Origin of the sequence: Asaia sp. HumB, from assembly GCF_030263835.1 — a bacterium.
In the GTDB taxonomy this organism is placed as follows: Bacteria; Pseudomonadota; Alphaproteobacteria; order Acetobacterales; family Acetobacteraceae; genus Asaia; species Asaia bogorensis.
Map to the genome: position 1 here is coordinate 2,905,398 of NZ_JARPML010000002.1, position 18,888 is coordinate 2,924,285.

Below are 18,888 nucleotides of genomic sequence, written 5' to 3' on the forward strand. Positions count from 1 at the left end.
CCGGCATCAGCCTGGTCGGCATCAAACTGGCGGAGATCTTCTGCTTCCGACAAGGCTCACTCTCAATCGCGGTCTGTCCGGCTCGCCCCCATGGCGCGACCGGCCTTCCGTTTCATTTACGAAAGCGCGTTGAATGTCACGTCCAGAGCGGTTTGCAAAGCTGAACTTTGCACCAAGACATGTTCTTGTCACAGGAGCATCGGGTGGTTTGGGTAAGGAACTGGCGCTTCATTACGCTGCACCCGGCGTCGTTCTCACATTGTGGGGGCGAAATGCCTCCCGTCTGGAGACCGTCGCCCAAGCGTGCAGGGAGCGCGGCAGCGTTGTCAACTGCCATATCCTGTCGCTCACTGCGATCGATGACGCCCTGCAGCTTCTGCGACAGTGTGACGATCAAAATCCGGTCGATGTGCTTATCCTCAATGCAGGCGTATCAGACATACGCCCTGAAAATGCCCTGACCGAGACAGTTGAAGCGGTGCGTGAGGCAAGTCTCGTCAATTATGCAGTGCCCGCCATTCTTGCGACGGAAGCCGCCTCTAGGATGGCCCCCCGCAGACGGGGACGTATCGCCATGATCGGCTCGGTTGCGGCTCATCATGATCTGCCTTTTGCGTCGGCGTATAGCAGCTCGAAAGCGGGTCTTGCGCGCTTTGCCACGTGCCTGCATGCGGCGATGGCCCCCCATGATGTCGGGGTAACGCTGATCGAACCAGGCTATATCGACACGGCCATGAGCCGCAGGCTGGATGGCGCGAGGCCGTTTCTCGTCACGGCGGAAGATGCAGCTGCAAAGATCGCGACCGCGATCAGCCGGAATACTGCGGTTCTCGTCTTCCCGCACATCTTCCTTCTGCTCAAGCTGATCTCGGCGATCGTGCCGCGTGGTCTGGCGCATCGTCTGCTACGCCTTGCAAAGGTGAAACAGAGCGCTGCGTGAGCGATGTTTGGCGGCAGGGAGCAAAGTGGGGGTGTTGACGCAGGGATGATAGCCTGCGACTGCTTCCTCACGAAATGTTCGAGGATGGGTTCGGGATGGGCCGGGCCCCTGCCGGATCGAACATCGCCCCCGGAAACTGGAGCAAGCAATGCAGGATATTGTCACCGTCGATATTGGAGGCACGAACGCACGATTTGCGATCGCCAAGGTCGATCAGGGGCGTGTGGTCGAGCTGGGTGAAGCCACGACCCTGCGTACGGCAGATCATGCGAGCCTTGCCCTGGCGTGGGAGGCCTTCGGCCGTACTCTCGGTCGTGAATTGCCCCGTTACGCGGGCATCGCCATCGCTTGCCCGATCCAGGGTGAGACGCTCAAGATGACCAATAACCCCTGGATCATCCAGCCCTCCATGCTGGCAGAGCGTCTGCATCTGGAGGACTTCACGCTCGTGAATGATTTCGGGGCGGTCGGTCATGCCGTGGCCCAGATCGACGAGCAGTATCTCGAACATCTCTGTGGCCCCGATCGCCCATTGCCGACCGAGGGCACAACGACCATCGTTGGTCCGGGCACGGGGCTTGGCGCTGCCTGTCTGCTGCGCCGCAAGGGCCAGTATTTTGTGATCGAGACCGAGGGCGGCCATATCGATTTCGCACCGCTCGACGAGTTTGAAGACAAGATCCTGCGTGCGCTGCGCCGCCGCTTCCGCCGTGTTTCGGCCGAGCGCATCGTATCTGGCCCCGGCCTGACCAATCTCTACGAAATCATCGCCGAGATGCAGGGTCTGCCCATCACCATGCGCGACAACAAGGCGCTTTGGGAGATGGCCATGGAGGGCCGTGATTCGATGGCGGCCGCCGCTCTCGAGCGCTTCTTCCTCTCTCTTGGTGCCGTGGCGGGTGATCTGGCCCTGGCCCATCGCGCCCAGGGTGTTGTCATTGCTGGCGGCCTTGGCCTGCGCGTGGCTGACCGTCTGCCCCATTCCGGCTTTGCCGAGCGCTTTGTTGCGAAGGGACGCTTCGAGAGCATGATGGGCGATATGCCGGTCAAGATCATCACTCACCCTCAGCCCGGCCTGTTTGGCGCCGCCGCTGCCTTCGCCTCGGACCATCCGACGCTCTGAGGTTGAGGGGTGCGCCCTGTGGTTCGGGGCGCACCATCGCTTTTCTCTTACAAGAAATAGCCGATTTCATTGGCTTCGATGCTTATCACCCGGAACTACTTCCGCTTGCTGCTTGCTGGCCAGGGTCATACGAACCGATAACCCGGATGTCGCACCCTCCGAGCGCAGATATGAGTGTTCGGTTCAAGTCTGGCAGTATTCGCTGGTTTGAACGCACTTGCGAAAAGTGATCGTGACTTCCGGGAAAGCGCTGTCACCCTATGTCAAGAAATTGTGCATTGCGTGCGTGACGAGATAGCGTAGTGCTGTCTTGATTACATTTGTGTAATATTGAACCGCGCCGCCGCCTTGCCACGGACACCAGACATGATGAAGCCGAATTCCATCGCAGGTACCCCAGGTACGGGTCAACACGGGCGAGACGGTGACGAGCCGAGCCATGAGCACGCCAGGCGTGTTCCGCTCTGGCGGCATACCTATATGCAGGTTCTCGTTGCGATTATCGTCGGTTCGCTGATCGGTCATTTTGCTCCCCAGACAGGGCAGGCCCTGCAACCTCTGGGAGACGGGTTCATCCGTCTCGTCAAGATGATCATCCCTCCTGTCATCTTTCTGACTATCGTGACGGGTATTGCGGGGATGCGTGACCTGAGGGCGGTGGCGCGCGTGGCAGCGAAGACTTTCGCCTACTTCCTGTTCTTCTCCACGCTCGCCCTCGTAGTCGGACTGGTAACAGCCAATGTCATTCGTCCGGGGGCTGGGCTCCATGCCACGATTGATACGTCATCTGCCGGAACGGCCAGCGTGGTGCGCTATATTGGCAAGGCTCACGAGAGCAGCCTTGTCGATTTTGTGCTCAACATCATTCCGGACACCTTCGTTTCGGCCCTGACGACAGGAAACATCCTGCAGGCGCTTTTCGTTGCCATTCTGACTGGTATCGGCCTTGCCCTGATGGGTGAGCGCGGCGCGCGCATGTTCGATGTGCTTGACGAAATTTCGGCCGTGGCATTCCGGATCGTCGGTATCCTGATGAAAGCCGCGCCGATCGGTGCGTTTGGCGCCATTGCATATACGGTGGGCAAATACGGCGCATCGAGCCTGGCAGATCTCGCCACGCTTGTTCTGACATTCTACCTGACGGCAATCGTCTTTATTGTTGTGGTTCTGGGTGTCGTGGCCCGTCTCGCCGGGTTCTCGATCCTGCGGCTGATTGCCTATCTGCGTGCAGAACTTCTGCTCGTGCTGGGCACATCATCCTCCGAAAGCGCCTTGCCGAGCCTCATGGCCAAGATGGAGCGGGCAGGGTGCCCCAAGGCCATTGTCGGTCTTGTGGTGCCAATGGGGTACTCGTTCAATCTCGATGGCACGAACATCTACATGACGCTGGCGGCGCTTTTCATCGCGCAGGCCTATGACATCCATCTGGGTCTCGGCCAGCAGGTTCTGCTGCTTGGCATGGCCATGCTCTCGTCCAAGGGGGCGGCAGGGGTCACGGGTGCGGGGTTCATCACGCTCGCAGCAACGCTCTCGATCGTGCCTTCCATTCCCGTGGCCGGGATCGGGTTGATTCTCGGTGTCGACCGTTTCATGAGCGAGTGCCGCAGCCTCACCAACTTCATCGGGAACGCTGTTGCGACAGTTGTCGTGGCGCGATGGGAGGGCGTGGTGGACGATGCCAAACTGGCGGAGGCGCTCAAACCCGGCGGAGGGTCGGCGAATGCTTCCCCCGCGCTGACCGACTGACCGGCACTGTCCTCGTGATGCTAGGCATTAGCTTTAACAGACGCTGTCCGTCGGCCCTGCTTTGTCTCTCGTCGGCGCTTTGCGCGCAGCCTGTCTTGGCGCAGTCTCAGCCGCAGGGGCCCATGATAGCCCGCGTGAGGGTATTGCATCCTGATAGCGCCAATGCGGGCAGTTCGGGGCCCGATTTGCCCGTAAGTCCGCAGGTAAAGGCGCCGGCTGGCGCACAGGTTGCGAAGCGGATTCAGACATCCTCGCCGAACGCTTCCGTGCAGGCGCCCTCTGTCGGTTATAACCCGGCACCTGACCCTTTCCAGACCCGGGCACCGGCCGAGCCTGCTGTGACCACCTATCCTGCTCCCGCAGCGGGCGATGGGCTGACGACCTCGGGCTACAACCTGTCGCGCTGGGCTGAGGACTGGAGCCGGATGCGCTATGCGAAAAACCGGCGTGACTGGCTGGACCGTCTGAAATTCCTGCCCCTTAACCCTGCCCAGACAATCTACCTGACCCTGTCGGGGGAAATGCGCCTTCGGCTCAACCAGACCAGCAACCCCAATCTGAAGAAGGGGCCTCTGCAGAGACAGGATATCATGCGCCTCGTGGGGGGCGCTGATCTGCATGTCACGCGTTATTTCCGTGCGTTCGGCGAACTGGCGCATGGCGGGATATCTGGGCCCAATATCGGCGTGCCTGCTGCCAGTATGCGCAACAAGCTCCTGCTTCAGCAGTATTTCGCCGAGGCGAATGTGCCGCTGTCCCGTGTTCACCTCGGTGCACGCTATGGTCGGCAGGAGTTTACCGATGGTGCCAATTTGATGACCTCGCAGCGCGATAACAACACACTGCGTTTCGTGCTCAATGGTACGCGGTTCTGGGTGCGTGGCAAGATCATACGCGGCGACTTTTTCGATTTCCGCTACACAAGCCTCGGTCGGGGCGGTGCGCGAGACGATGTAATCGATCGCGGCATACGCTTCTCAGGGGGGACTGGAGGGCTCGTTATCCCCCATGATTTCCTGGGCAAATCAAAGCTCTATCTCGATCCGTTTGTCTGGCGTCTGCGCAACCGGCGCGCTGTATGGGGCGGCGCCGCCGCACGTGAGGACCGGATGTATTACGGTATGAGGCTCTGGGGAGATGTCCAGCGTCTGACCATCGACTGGGTGGGGAATTATCAGGGTGGCCATTACGATGGCCGTACAATTGCTGCCTGGCAGTTCTTTCTGGCGCAGACATGGCGTCTAGGGGCGAAGCCTACCGCGCCAAGGATCGGATTCCATGTCGATTACGCGAGCGGCGGTGGTGCCTATGGCAAAGGCACATTGCGCAGTGCGCTCGCACCTTTTGGCAACAACATCTATTACAGCTACCAGCTCTTCCTGACGCCCACCAATCTGGTGGCGCTGGCGCCGAACGTCACGGTCTCACCCATAGAGAGCCTGCGTCTCACGCTTGAGCACCAGTTTGCCTGGAAAGCGAGCCTGAACGATGCCGTCTATCGGGCCAATGGCTCGGCCTTCTCGGGAACGCAGAACACGAGGGCCTATCGCGTGGCCCAATCCACCCGTGCTCAGGCCGTCTGGACATGGACACCCCGTTTGAGCTTCACGGGGCGTTATGAGCATCTTCAGGCAGGGCCAGCCCTGACAAGGGCTGGTTATACCAGCTCGGATTTCGTGGCTGGCTGGGCGAATTACCGCTTCTGAAAGTAAGGCGACTGCCGAACGAGTCTCTCGAAGCGCGCCGGGGAGCGATCCTCCCCCGGCGCTGCATTGTGTTCAGTGCAGGCCGAGGCGGGCCTGATAGGTCACGGGAAAGAGCGAGAGCGCCCGCAGCCACGGTGTCGTGTCGGCGTCATCGGCGAGTTGTACATTGTCCACGCCGCAACTGCGCAGGAACTGGGCCTGATCAGGAATCAGATGACCCTCTGCACGGATCTCGCCTGCAAAACCGAAATATTCGCGCAGGGCGCGCGCCTGCGTGAAACCGCGTCCGTCCCTGAAAATGGGAAAAGCGATGACGATCAGATCGAGATGGTCAATGGCGGTCCCAAGCGTTTCGACGTCGAATTCCGGTGAGAGTCGGATGGCCCGCGTGGCTTCGGTCATCTCCGCCACCGGGATGATATCGAGCGTCTTGGGGGCCGGATGGCGCGCAGGAGCCAGTTCAAACAGTTTCATAAGCCGCTTCCTTGAAGGGGGCGTCACCAAGACGGGTCAATGTGTCGAGGAACTGCTCGCCTTTCTCCCGAACGCTAAGATAGCGATCGACGATACGTGCGATGGCATCCACCATGTCATCTTCCGGCAGGGCCGCACCAAGAATGTCGCCCGTGCGCGACTTGTCGTCATCGCGCCCGCCAAGGGTGATCTGGAAGAATTCCTCACCGCGTTTATCCACCCCAAGCAGGCCGATATGCCCGACATGGTGATGGCCGCAGGCATTGATACAGCCCGAAATGTTGATGCGCAGCTTGCCGATTTCTTCCTGCAGGCCGTTATCAGCGAAACGGGCGCTTAGCTTTTGTGCGATCGGTATCGAGCGCGCATTGGCCAGTGCGCAGTAATCGAGGCCGGGGCAGGCCACGATATCGCCGATCAGTTCGTTATTGGCATCGCCCAGCCCGATCTCGCAGAGTGCCTGCCACAGGGAGAGCAGACGATCCTGCGCCACATGGGCCAGCACGACATTCTGCAGATGGGTAATGCGGAGTTCACCGAAAGAGAACTGATCCGAGAGGTCAGCCAGACGGTCCATCTGGTCCGAGGTTGCGTCGCCCGGAATACCGCCAGCCGGCTTGATGGAAACTGTCACGGCAATCCGCCCGGGGGCGAAATGGGGCATGGTATTGCTGCGCACCCAGCGATCAAAATCCGGGTGATTGGCACGATCCTGCCTGAGTGTTTCCTCTCCACCTGGCGCGACCGTCAGATCGGGGGCTGCGAAGCGCGCCCGTATGGCCGCCACAATTTCCGGGGCAAGGCGATAATGGATGGGGTCCATGCGGGCCAGTTCCTGCCTGACGGCATCGCGATAGCCATCCACACCCAGCGCCTGCACGAGTATCTTGATACGGGCCTTGTAGATGTTATCACGCCGGCCATAGGCGTTATAGACGCGCAAAATGGCTTCGAGGGTCATCAACAGATCCGCTTCGGGCACGGCATCGAATAGCTCATGACCAACCAGCGGGGTACGTCCCAGACCACCACCGACGAAGATGCGAAAGAGGGGGCCATTCTCGCCGGGGCGTGCCAGTATGCCGATATCGTGAAAACGCGCCGCAACCCGGTCCTGCGGACTTCCGGAAATCGCGATCTTGAACTTGCGCGGAAGGAACGTGAATTCGGGATGCAGTGTGGACCACTGGCGCAGGATCTCTGCATGGACGCGTGGATCCATCAGTTCGTCGGCGGCAGCGCCGGCGAACTGGTCGCAGGTGACGTTGCGTATGCAGTTGCCGCTGGTCTGGATGGCATGCATGTCGACATCGGCAAGCTGACGCAGGATCTCCGGCGTGTTCTCCAGCTTGATCCAGTTGAACTGGATGTTCTGACGCGTGGTGAAGTGGCCATAATCGCGGTCGTAATGACGGCCGATATGGGCCAGCTTGCGCATCTGGCGGGAGTCCAGCACGCCATAGGGGATGGCGACACGCAGCATATAGGCATGAAGCTGAAGATAGAGCCCGTTCATGAGACGAAGCGGCTTGAACTCATCCTCGCTCAGCTCACCGCTCAGGCGCCGTTGCACCTGCCCTTCGAATTCCGCGATGCGGGAGGCGAGAAACTCACGATCAGCCGTTTGATACTGGTAGAGACCGACAGGCGCGTTCATGCGTCCAACTCCGTGGCAAACTGGGGGTGAACCGTGGGGCCGAAGGCCCGGATACGTTCGCGCACGCTCACTGGCTCGGCGATCTTCGCCGGGCGCACGACGACTTCGTAGACACCGACGACACCATCCTTCTGTGCCGATTGTATGGCGTTTTCGAGCGCCGATTCGTAGTTCTCGGGGGCAAGAATGGCGGCGTGGGCGATGGAACGCTGCCAGGCGCCGCTGGCATCACGCCATACGATGTGGCCATCCAGCAATCTGTTGGCTGTCAGCACCAGAGCTTCTCCGGCGCCTATGCGTATCGCCCGTTTCATCCACCATTCCGCCTTGCTTGAACTGAGACTGGCGTGGTTTATAAACTATCCACGCTGATCGTGTAATTATATCTCAGAGAACCACTTCGGGGGCAAGGCATCAAACCGTGACCCGGCCGTGGAAATCTGCTCTGCCCCCTTGCAGCCACGCGAAATTGCCGCATACGGGTTCACACAAACATTCCAGGAGCCAGAACGATGCCGGATCGTGCCCCTCTGTCCAAAGAAATCTTCCGCGACGCGATGGCGCGACTGGCCAGTGCCGTGACCATCATCACGACGGATGGCGAGAATGGTCGTCACGGCTTTACGGCCTCTGCGGTATGCAGCGTGTCCGATGACCCGGCGACGCTGCTCGTATGCGTCAATCGATCGGCGTCGACCCATGCGCATCTGGTGCGTCACAACATGCTGGCCATCAATATCCTGGCGCACGAGCAGGAAGCGCTCTCAACCCTGTTTGGTAGCTCGCGCTATGACATGGAGACCCGCTTCGCCAGTGGCGCGTGGCGCAAAGGCGAGCTCGGCATGCCGCTTCTTGAAGGGGCGTTGGTCACATTGGAGTGCCGCATCAGCCTGACACAGGAAATAGGTACGCATAGCGTCTTCTTCGTCGAGCCCCTCTGCGCCGAGTTTGCACGCGAAGAGGTCTCGGGTCTTGTCTGGTTCGACCGCGCCTATCGTAAGGCCTGATCGAGACCCTTCAGATCGAATGGTGGGCCCTGATCTGGCCCACCATACAATCTGGCGGTCAGATATGATCGAGGAACGTCTCCATCGTCCCGATCTGCCCTGCGCGCTGGATCAGGCCTCGGCCAGTCGTCAGGGCGCGTCGCCTGGCCTCGACCTGGCTCTGACGGTCCGGCGCTGAGTCATAATCATCAATCTGGGCGAAGCCTATGGTGCGCCGGATCATCTCGAGACCGGCAAAACCAGCCGCATCATGCATGACCTGTTGGAAAAACCGCGCATATTCCGCGCTTGCAGGCTGGTTACCCGTCAATGCACCAAGATCACCTTTCGGTCCCGGTGCCTTCCATGCCTCCAGATAGGCGCGTTTGAATCCGGACCATAGCAGAGTGATCTCGTCGCGCATCCACTCATCATGTTCGGGTTGCGCGTACGCATTCATCACAAGATTCGCGATGAACATCCCGATATCGAAGCCAATCGGGCCATAGAGTGAAAACTCGCCATCAATCACACGGACATCGTCGCAGTTGATCATGACGGACCCGGTATGCAGATCACCATGAAGCAATGCCTGCCCCGTCGAGAGGAAGCGCTCCTGCAGGCGTTCGACCGCTGCATGCAGGCTGGCGTCGCTTTGAATCGAGGCGACAGCGTCGTCGAGCTCCGGGCTGAGCCAGCGATTGCGTGCGCAGTCATTCTGGTAGGGGTCTGTCAGAACCAGATCGACTGTGATGCGCGTCAGGGCCAGATTGCGGGAGAACACGTCGCGCAAGGCATGCACGTCCTCGAAGGGCAGGGCGCGCCATGACGTGGCAAAGCCGGTACGGCCGACAAATTCGCCAATACGGGCGGCGAAACCGGCCGGTGCGGTACCGGCAATCAGGGCGGTACGCAGGACGTGATGCGTCGCGAGGTTTTCCATCACGATCAGGAACAACCCTTCATCGAGATGAAAGAGCGCCGGTATCTGATGACCCACCGCATCCGTGACGCTCTGCATCCAGCGCGCCTCGAACAGATTTCGCTCAAGTGGCATGGCCCAGGCGGGATCGACGCGCACATAGGGCAGGGACTGTTTGCAGCACATGCTGCCAGCCGGTCCTGATACGATGAACACCGTGTTGAGATTGCCGTCACTGACCTCGCGGGCTGTCCAGCCTGCGGCCTCGCCACCAAGGCGGGCGGCAAGGGCAGGGTGTGCCGCGAGATAATCAATAAGGCTTGACGCTGTGAGGGGGCGATAGGTGCTCATTGGGCAAGGCGCTCCAGCATGGCGCGGGTTGTCGGCAATACCTGCGGGCTGATCAGATCAATGCGATCCAGCGCATGACATTCAAGCTGGTCGTATTCGTCATTGGCCTTTTTCTGCCAGGCCTCGCGAATGGCCTCGAAGGGGAGGTCGGTATCGATGCGAAAGCCGAGATCGACGATATGGGTGGTGTCATGTTCGCAGGCCAGTAACGGACCGGACAGAAGGACCGCGTCGGTCAGGCCGATTTCTTCCTCGAGTTCGGCGAGGAGCTGGGCGCGAAGGTCGATCGGATCCTTTTCGCTGCGGGCCTCGACACTGCCTGCAGGCACACCCTGCCAGAAACCAGGAAGATAAAGGGAGTTCGGGTTACGTCGACCCAGAACGATGCCGTCGCTGCAGACAAGAAGTCCGGTGACGGCAAGCGATCTCAGCTGAAGCCTGACGGTCAGCTCGGGCGCGCGCATCTGGGCTAGAACCCAACGATATTCGCACCAGAACCCGTCCAACCGGTCGTGCTGCAGCTGCGAGAGGCAAAACACGCGGCCATTGTAGAGCCTGGGGTGTTTCTTCAACGCCTCTTGCCACACTGTCTCGATGCCCATCTCAAGCGCGGAATCGACCAGAGTCGGGGCCTCGTGGCAGGTTACCTGAATGTCCGGTAAGAGCGCGGTGACGCTCCACGGAGCGTCCACCGGGTGTCTGGCGCTGGTCATGAGGGTGTTCCGTGTTCTTCGAGCAGATGTTCGAGGGCTTCGAGCAACGGTTCGTCCAGAGGGGCTGCGCAGGACGCTATGTTGGCTTCGAGTTGCGCTGTGGAAGTGGCGCCTGCAATCACGCTGCCGATCTGTGGCTTGTGCAGCAGCCAGCCGAAAGCGAGATCCGCCATGGGACGTTCGTAACGTGCTGCCAGCTCTGCCAGTGCCTCGATAAGGGACCATGTGGCAGGATCACGATAGCGCTCCTGAAGATAGGTCCAGGCCGCCAGACGTGATCCTTCGGGTGGCGGTGCGTCCCTGCGATATTTTCCGGTCAGCATGCCTGAGGCCAGGGGAAAGTAGGGGAGCAGGCCCAGCCCGAAATGCGTCAGGGCAGGGAGGAGCTCTTTTCCGGCCGATCTGGCCAGAAGCGACAGCTCGTCCTGACAGCTGATGATACCGGCCAGATTATCCCGCCGTGCGATATGACAGGAATCGGCTACCTGCCACGCCGGTAGGTTGGAAACGCCAGCATAGCGGATCTTGCCCGCCGTCACGAGGCCGTCGAGTGTGTGAAGCGTCTCTTCAAGCGGGGTGCGTGGATCAGGAGAGTGGAGTTGATAGAGGTCGATCCAGTCGGTCCCAAGGCGTTTCAGGCTGGCTTCAACGGCCTCAAGAATATAGCGCCGCGATGCCCCGGAGTAACGGGCCGACGGATCATCGCCCGTGCACATTTTCATACCGAATTTTGTGGCGATGACGGCCTGGGATCGCTTGTCGGTCAGGGCCTTGCCCAGAGCCTCCTCGGATGCGCCTGCATAGGCATCGCGGCGGCCATAGACATCGGCCACATCAAACAGCGTCACACCCTGATCGAGCGCCGCGTGAACCAGCGTACTTGACTGTTTCTGGTCTATGCGTCCGCCAAGGTTGTTACAACCAAGGCCAAGGGTGGAAACCACGAGGCCCGATCGGCCGAGACTGCGATAGCGCATACGAGACTCCTGCGGCATGATCCGGCGGCAGCATAAGCCAGTTGAAAGCCGTGGTCACGGCAAGGGTGGCAATGGCCTCACGCATCACGGCGAGGACACGTTCTGGCTCTTTGCCACCGCACACTTGAGCTCCGTATGAGGGTACCCCCGCCAACCCGGCCCGACCTGTCGCGCGTTTTCCCGGTGGTCTGACGACGGGGGAAACGAGCCATTTTCAGACCGGAACGATACCGAAACTGAGCTCCAGCTGGATGGATGTGTTTTCAAACATCGGAATACCGATCCAGATTCCCCCAAGATGGTGGTGCGGGCGGAGGAAGTAGAAATGGCGTCGATCCCCTTCATCCTCCTGAAGGACTGGTGGCCATGCGCTCTCAGTAACCCCGTCTGAGCGTTGTGTACTCATCAGGAGTTGGGCTGTAGCTTCTTTAAATGGCCGGGTGAGAGAAACCCTGAATACCTGAGCCTTGTCACTTTGGAGGGGCGAAAGGAACAGGTGGGCTTTGCTTTCGCTCCATTCGTGCTGTCCGGGTCTTCGCCCAACAGGTGCTGCATTGAGTGTAAGCGTTGTGGCGTGCCCGTCCTCAGCGAGGATGGCCTCCACCTCCATGTCCCGATGCAGCTGCGGGGTTCCCTTAAGCCACGCCGCAGATCGCTGTTTTTTTTCGCCTGAACCAGCGCTTGCTTCCGGGATGCCCGGTATGTCCTGAGTGTCGCCAGTATGAAGCGTGGTCGCTATCAGCCATTGCACACGGCCCCAGCGCGCATCGGTTCTCCATGCGCGGGTCAGTGGAGTGTAATACTCCTGGATCTTCATGGCTTCGTTGAAATGACACGCGAGGGCTCTGTTACGGAACCACTCATGCGAGGCAGAGGGCGTTGGTTCGCTGCTCAGAGCCGCGAGCAGAGCGCGGGACCAGTCTCTGGAGATCGCTGCCGTCGGCATCGAGTCAGCGTCGCGACTGAACCATTTGACCTGGCACATATGTGCGGGCAGTTTTTCTGAAAAAGCTACCAGGTCCGGGAATGTCAGCTCCCGGATGGGATCCCACAGCATATGGCAGATATTTGTAAAGCGCCCGTCGCCGAAGCGGCGGAAGAAGGTGACCGGAAGAAATTCCTCGAGCGCCGGCGTGCTCTGCACCGGATCTGGAAAACACGCCGCACAGGCTTCAAGCACAGGCAGGCGTTTGTAAAGCGTGTTCCACTCTTCGCGCGTCGCAAACAGTCCTTCGATCTGGTTGAGCGACATGAGGGGAATATCGGCTTCATCGACCAGATAGCGCCTGAGGTTCTCTGACGCTCGCATACTATCCCACACCCAGGCCTCCCCGGGCGGAATATCGTCCAGCGGTACGTCGATCAGAAAATGCCTCGTCATACCAACTGGGGCTACATTGCCTGCGAAGGTCTGCCTGATTGCGTCGGAGGCGTTGAACGGACGTACAAACAGGCCATTCGAGGCGCACGTGCAGAAATAGGCGAACTTCGGAACAACGCGAAGAGCTTCTCCGTACGACTCAATATGGCCGAGCAACAGTGTCCCCCCCCATTTGCTCCGGGAGACCCTACCGTTGAAGACATGGACGCGGGGATGGCCGGTCAATGCTGTATCTGGGATCTCGCGTGAGGCAGGGAAATTCACAATGAGGTGGCAATCCTCATCTGTAAAATGCAGGAAATTCTCGATATAGGTCTCGAGGAATCCATCTTCCTCGTTGAAATTGGTGGCAAATACGGTTGGCCCAGCTGCTTCTTGGAACACTCCGCGTTTGGGTGCATGAAGCAGACTGGCGTCGAGAGTACGGCCCAAAACCTGCACACGCTTGAGGTGGAGGGGGTTCCAGTTGTCCAGTCGTATCCGGACAAACCGGGCTATTGCAGGGGTGGTGAGGGAAACTTCGCAGGCGGAGTTTTCATCTCCGCCAAAAAGTGTGTGGTCGGTTCGGGAATAGACCTCAAGCCACGCCTCACCATCGATGGAAACAAGAATGGTGAACATCTTGCTTCTTATCGGCCAGTAATCGGTATTGGAAAGTATGACCTTCTCGATACGGCATACGCTCTCGAGATCAACCTGCCACCAAGGGAACCATTCGGAGGCCGTGTGAAAACTGCTGTCGGAATGAGCAGGCTGGACCGCCTCACCGGCGACCTGACTGAGCGGGAGCACGATATCAGGGTGCTTGGAGCTCTGGGTTGCGGGCCGGCCAAGAGCAAGATCAATCAGTGCGGGCATCGGAATACTCATCAGACCAGATCGTTACGGCTGCTTTTGAAATCAGGGCCGACTGCCAGGGTTACTTCGGCGATTGCATTGCAGAACACTGGCAGCCCAATCCATACCTGTCCGTCAGACCGTCGTGCTTCACGGACGAAATAGTGGCGCTCCATGTCGTGATCGCGCTCCAGTCTGTCAGCATAATCCACGGTGTAGCCGTATTCATCGAAGAACACGGTCCGTGAGAGTATGTCTGGTGGCACGCAGCGGTCCTTGCGCATTGTCATGCGGAACACTGTGCTCCCTTGCAGGCCTGAGAGATAAAGGTAGCCTTGAAGATGCACCCCGGATACCGGACCGCCGTCTTCAGAAATTGCGCTGCAGGACAACCGCAGTGCTGTCTCACCCTGATCGGTTTCATAGATTGAAATTGCGCATGAAACGCGCTGACCGGTTGCCTCCATGTAGAGGTATGCGGGCGATGCTGCATTGCCCCGGAATGCCGGGACATCCAGGTCGATCCTTTGCCGTTCGCAGGAAACCTCGCGCATGGACCAGCGGAAGCCGCATTGTCCCTGCTGTTCCTTCTTCCACCAGCGATCCGTCAAAGGGCCGAAACGCTCTGCCTGGTGCATGCGATCGACCAGCTTGGACGCCAGGGTGGTTTCCTGAAACTTGTTGAGCGTCATCTCCTGGTTTTGCGCTTTGGTGAGAAGGGCGCGTCCCCAGTCTGTCGTCACCGCCAAGGTGGATTGTGCCACCGGGGAGCGATCGAACCATTTAACGGAGCATAGGTGATCGGGGAGGTGAGGGACCATCTCTAGCAAGTCGTCTACCGTCGCCTGACGTGTTCCTGACCATAGCACGCGACAGATATGCGTATATTCCCCGCTTCCGACGCTGTTGAATACCGAGGTAGGCAGTAATTCCTCGATAGCCATGAAATTTTCGAAGGAGAAGAATTTTTCCAGACCGGTTATCGCGGCTCTCCTCTCCTGCACTAGATCCCAGTCTTCTCGGCGCGCAAACAGACCTTCGATCTGAGTCACAGAAACGCGATCAAGGTGCATTGCTGTTTTCAGATAGTTGCCGAAACCCTCACTGTTTCTCAGATGATGCCACATCCAAGTGCCATGATAGGTTGGCTCGATCGGATCAACTTCCTGATCCAGTTCGTAGGCGCGTTCGCAAGCGACGGGCACGCGCGCAGCAAGGGGAAGCTGCAATATCGCGGCAGTCAGATCAAAAGGACGTACCATCAGGCCATTAGAGGCCATGGTTGCGAAATAGCGAAAGTCTGGAAAGACAGCACGCGCGGCTTCAAACGACTCAATATGACCAACCAGCAGCGTATGTCCCCATTTTTCGCGCTTGACCTGACCATTGAAAATATGGACCCGCGGACTTATGCGCGTGAGGTCGGACGGAATTTGGCGATCGGAAGGGAAATTAAGAGCGAGGCAGACATTCTCGGCTGTGTAGGCCAGAAAATTGTCGATATACTGCTTGAGGAAGGCATCGCTTTCATTGAAAAGCGTTGAGAACACCACGCGGCTATCGTTCGCTTGATTCTGGCACATCGACAGTATGTCGTGGACGCTTTGTACAGGGGGCGCGGCTGGAGAGGTCATGAATTGAACCCGATCGAAGCCGAATTCGCTGAAACCGTCCATACGTATTCTGATATGGCGCGCAGAGTACACGCGTGAAAAATGCGCGCTGAATAATTTGGTGGTTACTGGCTCGTGCAGGGGTTGGGTCCAGATGGGCAGCCAGTGCTCGCCATCATCCGAAAGCAGAATTGTGAATAGTGGAGGGTGGCGTTCATCACACTGCCACCCCTCAATAGAGAAGCCTTCGATAGACATGACTCCCGGGAGGGAGATTTGCCACCAGGGGAACCATTGGCGTTCGCATCTGAAATCACTCTCCGCGGCTCGACGTGTGAATGAGCTCGAGCTGATTACGGCCTTGCCATTAACATCGTCCACGAAGCTGCTCCCCAGAATGTTGTGAAATGCAAAAATGCCGAACCACTTTTGCAGGTAGAAAGAAAATTCCAGTCTCTCTTGCGCTTTAAGCACCGAGGCGATCGTATGCGCAAGTTCGCGCAGCGCAAATGCTGTGGAATTAATCTTAAATAATAGTGGAGAATTTTCATAGTATTGCAAAAGCGATGCGTACTGCAACGTCTCCAGCAGAGAGGCGAATTTTGAGGCGTCTTATACTAACGTAAAAGGCAGGGGAGCTTCCCATAACAGGGTGATGAATGCGTCTCGTCTCGGGAGATCAGTAGAAGAAAGTCAGCGTATCCCTACGTCAGGGTGTCGAGACAACCTTGATCTGGGTTTCGACGTTGACGGCACCGTTGATGGCGGGATTGACGGCATTCGGTAATATCGCAATGGCCACGCAGTCGCCTTCTTCGACCTCGGCGGGAACTGTGTCGATGGCATTGGCCTGCTTCATGACTGAGTCAAGGCCATTACCCGTCAGGACCACCTCGAGCAGCTTAACAGCATCGGGGCCGAGTGCCATGCTGGGGTTGGGGGCATGACCGTTACCGCTGCGATCATTCCACATGAACTTGTTGGGTGAATGACCGGGGAAGGCACGCTGGCAACTATGATGCTTGTAGATAACGACAATATCGCGCACGCTCCAGGTGCCTTGACCCGCCGGAATTTTAGAGAATTCTGCAGGGGCAGTGGCGGAGACGTTCCCGTAGAGGCTGATCACCTTGCCTGGATGGATCGGTCCCTGCCTGGAGACGGGGAGTACTGCATAGGCATTGAGCACCGGGCCACGCGCGGTGCTGGGGGTCACGATAAATTCTGAGTCGAGACCGCTATAGGTTTGCTGCGTCCAGCGTGGTGCGCCCGTATCATAGAGGAGTTGCAGGTCAGTGCGCATCGTATAGGGCAGATTGGCAAAGTCGGTGCCGTCGAAACTGAGGAAGATACAGCCTCCGGGCCTGATATGCATGGGTAGCCTCTCTGGCAGAAGCAGGGCGACAGGGAAAGTCTCTGTACCCGGATGCGCCTGTTTGAGAATCAGCCCTGCAAGACCCTGGCTCGGGAACCGAGCATAGATTTCGGCATAGCTTCCGATCGTCTGACCCGACACAGGGCAATTGCCCTGGGTGGTATAGGCGAGGCCGAACAGGGTTTCCGAGTTGACGGCACCATGCAAGGCAGGATTTGCGGCGCTGGTTGTCGAGATCGTGCCAACCAACCCCCTGAAGTTAACGTTCGGTGGAAGATTATCGGGTAGCCTGAACGCATAAAGGTTCTTGATCTGAAACGACGTTGTTTTTTTTGTGAGTTCTGCCTTGATCGGGAGCCGGTGGAGTTCAGCCGCGTTGGGTACGGTAGACGGCGTTGCTTGCGCCATGCCGATAAGTGCGGAGTAAGCAATAAAAAGGCTCGCAGCCAAGGCGCGTGTCAGCGAGCTGCTAAGCTTGCGAGGCGTGTTTTCTTGCGCATGGAGGCTGGTCATCGCATTTTGGTCCGGTGTTTGTGCAAATATTAGTCAGTGATCAACATAGAGTTTATCAGGGAATAGCAGGTTGAGCGACAATGGAAAAGAAATCGTGCCTTCGGGACACGTCGTTACTGCCAGCTCTATCCCCAATTGTGATGTCGCAGGACCAGGTCGCCGCTCCTTTATGGGGGGTATGGCGCTTCTGATCGCTGGCGGTGGGCTCGGCCGGGCTTTCGCTGCCCAGCGTTTTCCGCCTGACCACATGATCGCCACCGATCCCTTCCGTCCGATCAGCCACTTCACCGCGCAGAGAGGCTGGATGAACGATCCCTGCGGCCCGATCTTTGCCGATGGTGTGTATCATCTGTTCTACCAGTGGAACCCGGAGGCGGCCATCTGGGACAATATGCACTGGGGCCACGCCACAAGCCCTGATCTGGTCAACTGGACCTATCAGCCCGTCGCGCTCTCTCCCCAGCGTGACGGGCCTGACCGTGATGGCGTGTTTACAGGCGATGTTGTGCTTGATGGGGATCGCGCTGTCGCGATCTACACCGGCTTTCGTTTCAACCGTACGCCTCCTCAGATCCAGTGTATGGCTGTTTCAGATCGTGCGATGACCCATTGGCGTCAGCATCGCGAACCTCTTCTGGCCAGTGGGCCGGATCATCTCAATATCGGCGGCTTTCGCGATCCCAAGCTTTGGCGTGAGGGGCAGACCTGGGTCATGCTGGTCGGCAGCAAGATCGAAGGTGTGGGCGGGGTTGTTTTCCGTTATGAGAGCGTGGACCTGGCAAAATGGACGTTCATCCGCATTTTCTATGGGCCTTCTGACCTGCACGGTGGCGATGATGTGCTGGAATGCCCGGATTTCTTCGACCTCGGTTCGTGCCACGCCCTCATTTTTTCTATCAATTCAGTCGTGCACGTTGTTACGGGGCAGTATGAGCACGGGCATTTCACGCCAGCCAGACAGGATGTGCTCGGCTATGGCGGGTTTTACGCCGCGCGCAGTTTCAGCGATGCGCATGGTCGTCGCACAGTGTTCGGATGGTTGCCTGAAAAGCCCTGGCAGGCTGGCGAAGCAGCGGCACGCGGCTGGAGTGGCGTCATGTCCTACCCCCGTGTGTTGACTACAGACAAGCAGGGCAGGGTCTTTTCGAGAATCCACCCGTCAATGGAGACCCTGATTGGCGAAGAAATGTTCAACGGTTCGCTGGCCCGGGCAGTGAGCGTCGATGGACCTCAAGTCAGGATACGGGTCCAGTTTCCTGCCCTGAGCAGTGGGAGCATCGTGTTTGCCCACACGGATCGCTATCTGCATCTCGATTACGATCCGGTAGCTGCGCCGGGCGAACTTTCCTGCAACGAGGATCGTGCGCCTCTCGAGAAGTCGTCTCATGCAGGGCTGGATATTTACGTCGATGGCAGTGTGATCGAGATCTATACCTCGACTGGCACTGTGCTGAACGCCAGGGCATATGGCAATCCGAGTCGACCATTCACGCTTTCAGGTACCGGATGTTTCGCGGATGCCGCCTGCGAAATCAATGCGCTCCTCCCGGCCATATTCCGTTTTGCTGAGTAAC

The 18,888-nt window shown here is 58.6% G+C and carries 15 protein-coding genes; 6 read left to right on the forward strand and 9 right to left on the reverse strand.

Features of this window, described 5'->3' with window-relative positions:
- Positions 1 to 133: 133 nt before the first annotated feature.
- The 4 genes from P5689_RS14195 (at position 134) to P5689_RS14210 (ending at position 5,515) form a co-directional block, all read left to right on the forward strand.
- The gene (locus P5689_RS14195; protein WP_023977356.1) at positions 134 to 940 is read left to right on the forward strand and encodes an SDR family oxidoreductase; all 807 of its coding nucleotides are present in this window, start codon (positions 134 to 136) and stop codon (positions 938 to 940) included.
- A 148-nt stretch (positions 941 to 1,088) separates the two neighbouring features.
- Positions 1,089 to 2,063 (forward strand): glucokinase, encoded by a 975-nt coding sequence (gene glk, locus P5689_RS14200; protein WP_023977355.1) that lies wholly within the window; start codon positions 1,089 to 1,091, stop codon positions 2,061 to 2,063.
- Positions 2,064 to 2,429: 366 nt separating this feature from the next.
- A complete protein-coding gene (gene dctA / locus P5689_RS14205) occupies positions 2,430 to 3,809 on the forward strand; it encodes a C4-dicarboxylate transporter DctA (protein ID WP_285533647.1) in 1,380 nt (459 codons plus the stop codon).
- A 134-nt stretch (positions 3,810 to 3,943) separates the two neighbouring features.
- A complete protein-coding gene (locus P5689_RS14210) occupies positions 3,944 to 5,515 on the forward strand; it encodes an alginate export family protein (RefSeq protein WP_200863444.1) in 1,572 nt (523 codons plus the stop codon).
- A gap of 72 nt (positions 5,516 to 5,587) precedes the next feature.
- On the opposite strand, the gene P5689_RS14215 is transcribed toward P5689_RS14210, so the two are convergent.
- Genes P5689_RS14215 through P5689_RS14225 form a run of 3 tightly spaced genes read right to left on the reverse strand, consistent with a single transcriptional unit; the run spans position 5,588 to position 7,960 of the window.
- Positions 5,588 to 5,989: a DUF934 domain-containing protein gene (locus P5689_RS14215; protein WP_023977352.1), complete on the reverse strand. Its 402-nt coding sequence runs from the start codon at positions 5,987 to 5,989 to the stop codon at positions 5,588 to 5,590.
- Positions 5,976 to 7,646, reverse strand: a complete 1,671-nt coding sequence (locus P5689_RS14220; protein WP_023977351.1) for a nitrite/sulfite reductase — start codon at positions 7,644 to 7,646, stop codon at positions 5,976 to 5,978. Before P5689_RS14220 ends, P5689_RS14215 begins: the two co-directional genes overlap by 14 nt.
- Positions 7,643 to 7,960: a DUF2849 domain-containing protein gene (locus P5689_RS14225; protein ID WP_285533649.1), complete on the reverse strand. Its 318-nt coding sequence runs from the start codon at positions 7,958 to 7,960 to the stop codon at positions 7,643 to 7,645. Before P5689_RS14225 ends, P5689_RS14220 begins: the two co-directional genes overlap by 4 nt.
- A 198-nt stretch (positions 7,961 to 8,158) precedes the next feature.
- On the opposite strand from P5689_RS14225, the gene P5689_RS14230 reads away from it, so the two are divergent.
- On the forward strand, positions 8,159 to 8,653 hold the full coding sequence (locus P5689_RS14230) for a flavin reductase family protein (protein WP_062164464.1): 495 nt from the start codon (positions 8,159 to 8,161) through the stop codon (positions 8,651 to 8,653).
- A gap of 58 nt (positions 8,654 to 8,711) precedes the next feature.
- On the opposite strand, the gene mtnK is transcribed toward P5689_RS14230, so the two are convergent.
- The 6 genes from mtnK to P5689_RS14260 all read right to left on the reverse strand — a co-directional run bounded on the left by mtnK (position 8,712) and on the right by P5689_RS14260 (position 17,314).
- Positions 8,712 to 9,905: an S-methyl-5-thioribose kinase gene (gene mtnK / locus P5689_RS14235; protein WP_285533651.1), complete on the reverse strand. Its 1,194-nt coding sequence runs from the start codon at positions 9,903 to 9,905 to the stop codon at positions 8,712 to 8,714.
- Entirely contained in the window at positions 9,902 to 10,618 is a 717-nt protein-coding gene (locus P5689_RS14240) for a hypothetical protein (RefSeq protein ID WP_285533652.1), read from the reverse strand. The genes mtnK and P5689_RS14240 overlap by 4 nt, the downstream gene beginning before the upstream one ends.
- A complete protein-coding gene (locus tag P5689_RS14245) occupies positions 10,615 to 11,595 on the reverse strand; it encodes an aldo/keto reductase (RefSeq protein WP_285533653.1) in 981 nt (326 codons plus the stop codon). The genes P5689_RS14240 and P5689_RS14245 overlap by 4 nt, the downstream gene beginning before the upstream one ends.
- Before the next feature lie 214 nt (positions 11,596 to 11,809).
- Positions 11,810 to 13,846 (reverse strand): discoidin domain-containing protein, encoded by a 2,037-nt coding sequence (locus tag P5689_RS14250; protein WP_285533654.1) that lies wholly within the window; start codon positions 13,844 to 13,846, stop codon positions 11,810 to 11,812.
- Positions 13,846 to 16,005, reverse strand: a complete 2,160-nt coding sequence (locus tag P5689_RS14255) for a hypothetical protein (RefSeq protein ID WP_285533655.1) — start codon at positions 16,003 to 16,005, stop codon at positions 13,846 to 13,848. The genes P5689_RS14250 and P5689_RS14255 overlap by 1 nt, the downstream gene beginning before the upstream one ends.
- Positions 16,006 to 16,135: 130 nt before the next feature.
- A complete protein-coding gene (locus P5689_RS14260; RefSeq protein WP_285533656.1) occupies positions 16,136 to 17,314 on the reverse strand; it encodes a hypothetical protein in 1,179 nt (392 codons plus the stop codon).
- A 178-nt stretch (positions 17,315 to 17,492) separates the two neighbouring features.
- On the opposite strand from P5689_RS14260, the gene P5689_RS14265 reads away from it, so the two are divergent.
- Positions 17,493 to 18,887 (forward strand): glycoside hydrolase family 32 protein, encoded by a 1,395-nt coding sequence (locus P5689_RS14265; protein ID WP_285533657.1) that lies wholly within the window; start codon positions 17,493 to 17,495, stop codon positions 18,885 to 18,887.
- Position 18,888: the final 1 nt, after the last annotated feature.

What these genes read in the sequence shown, in the direction of transcription:
- P5689_RS14195 (WP_023977356.1), top strand. Translation starts at nt 134, where the DNA reads ATGTCACGTCCAGAGCGGTTTGCAAAGCTGAACTTTGCACCAAGACAT.
- glk (WP_023977355.1), top strand. Translation starts at nt 1,089, where the DNA reads ATGCAGGATATTGTCACCGTCGATATTGGAGGCACGAACGCACGATTT.
- dctA (WP_285533647.1), top strand. Translation starts at nt 2,430, where the DNA reads ATGATGAAGCCGAATTCCATCGCAGGTACCCCAGGTACGGGTCAACAC.
- P5689_RS14215 (WP_023977352.1), bottom strand. Translation starts at nt 5,989, where the DNA reads ATGAAACTGTTTGAACTGGCTCCTGCGCGCCATCCGGCCCCCAAGACG.
- P5689_RS14220 (WP_023977351.1), bottom strand. Translation starts at nt 7,646, where the DNA reads ATGAACGCGCCTGTCGGTCTCTACCAGTATCAAACGGCTGATCGTGAG.
- P5689_RS14225 (WP_285533649.1), bottom strand. Translation starts at nt 7,960, where the DNA reads ATGAAACGGGCGATACGCATAGGCGCCGGAGAAGCTCTGGTGCTGACA.
- P5689_RS14230 (WP_062164464.1), top strand. Translation starts at nt 8,159, where the DNA reads ATGCCGGATCGTGCCCCTCTGTCCAAAGAAATCTTCCGCGACGCGATG.
- mtnK (WP_285533651.1), bottom strand. Translation starts at nt 9,905, where the DNA reads ATGAGCACCTATCGCCCCCTCACAGCGTCAAGCCTTATTGATTATCTC.
- P5689_RS14240 (WP_285533652.1), bottom strand. Translation starts at nt 10,618, where the DNA reads ATGACCAGCGCCAGACACCCGGTGGACGCTCCGTGGAGCGTCACCGCG.
- P5689_RS14245 (WP_285533653.1), bottom strand. Translation starts at nt 11,595, where the DNA reads ATGCGCTATCGCAGTCTCGGCCGATCGGGCCTCGTGGTTTCCACCCTT.
- P5689_RS14250 (WP_285533654.1), bottom strand. Translation starts at nt 13,846, where the DNA reads ATGAGTATTCCGATGCCCGCACTGATTGATCTTGCTCTTGGCCGGCCC.
- P5689_RS14260 (WP_285533656.1), bottom strand. Translation starts at nt 17,314, where the DNA reads ATGACCAGCCTCCATGCGCAAGAAAACACGCCTCGCAAGCTTAGCAGC.
- P5689_RS14265 (WP_285533657.1), top strand. Translation starts at nt 17,493, where the DNA reads ATGGCGCTTCTGATCGCTGGCGGTGGGCTCGGCCGGGCTTTCGCTGCC.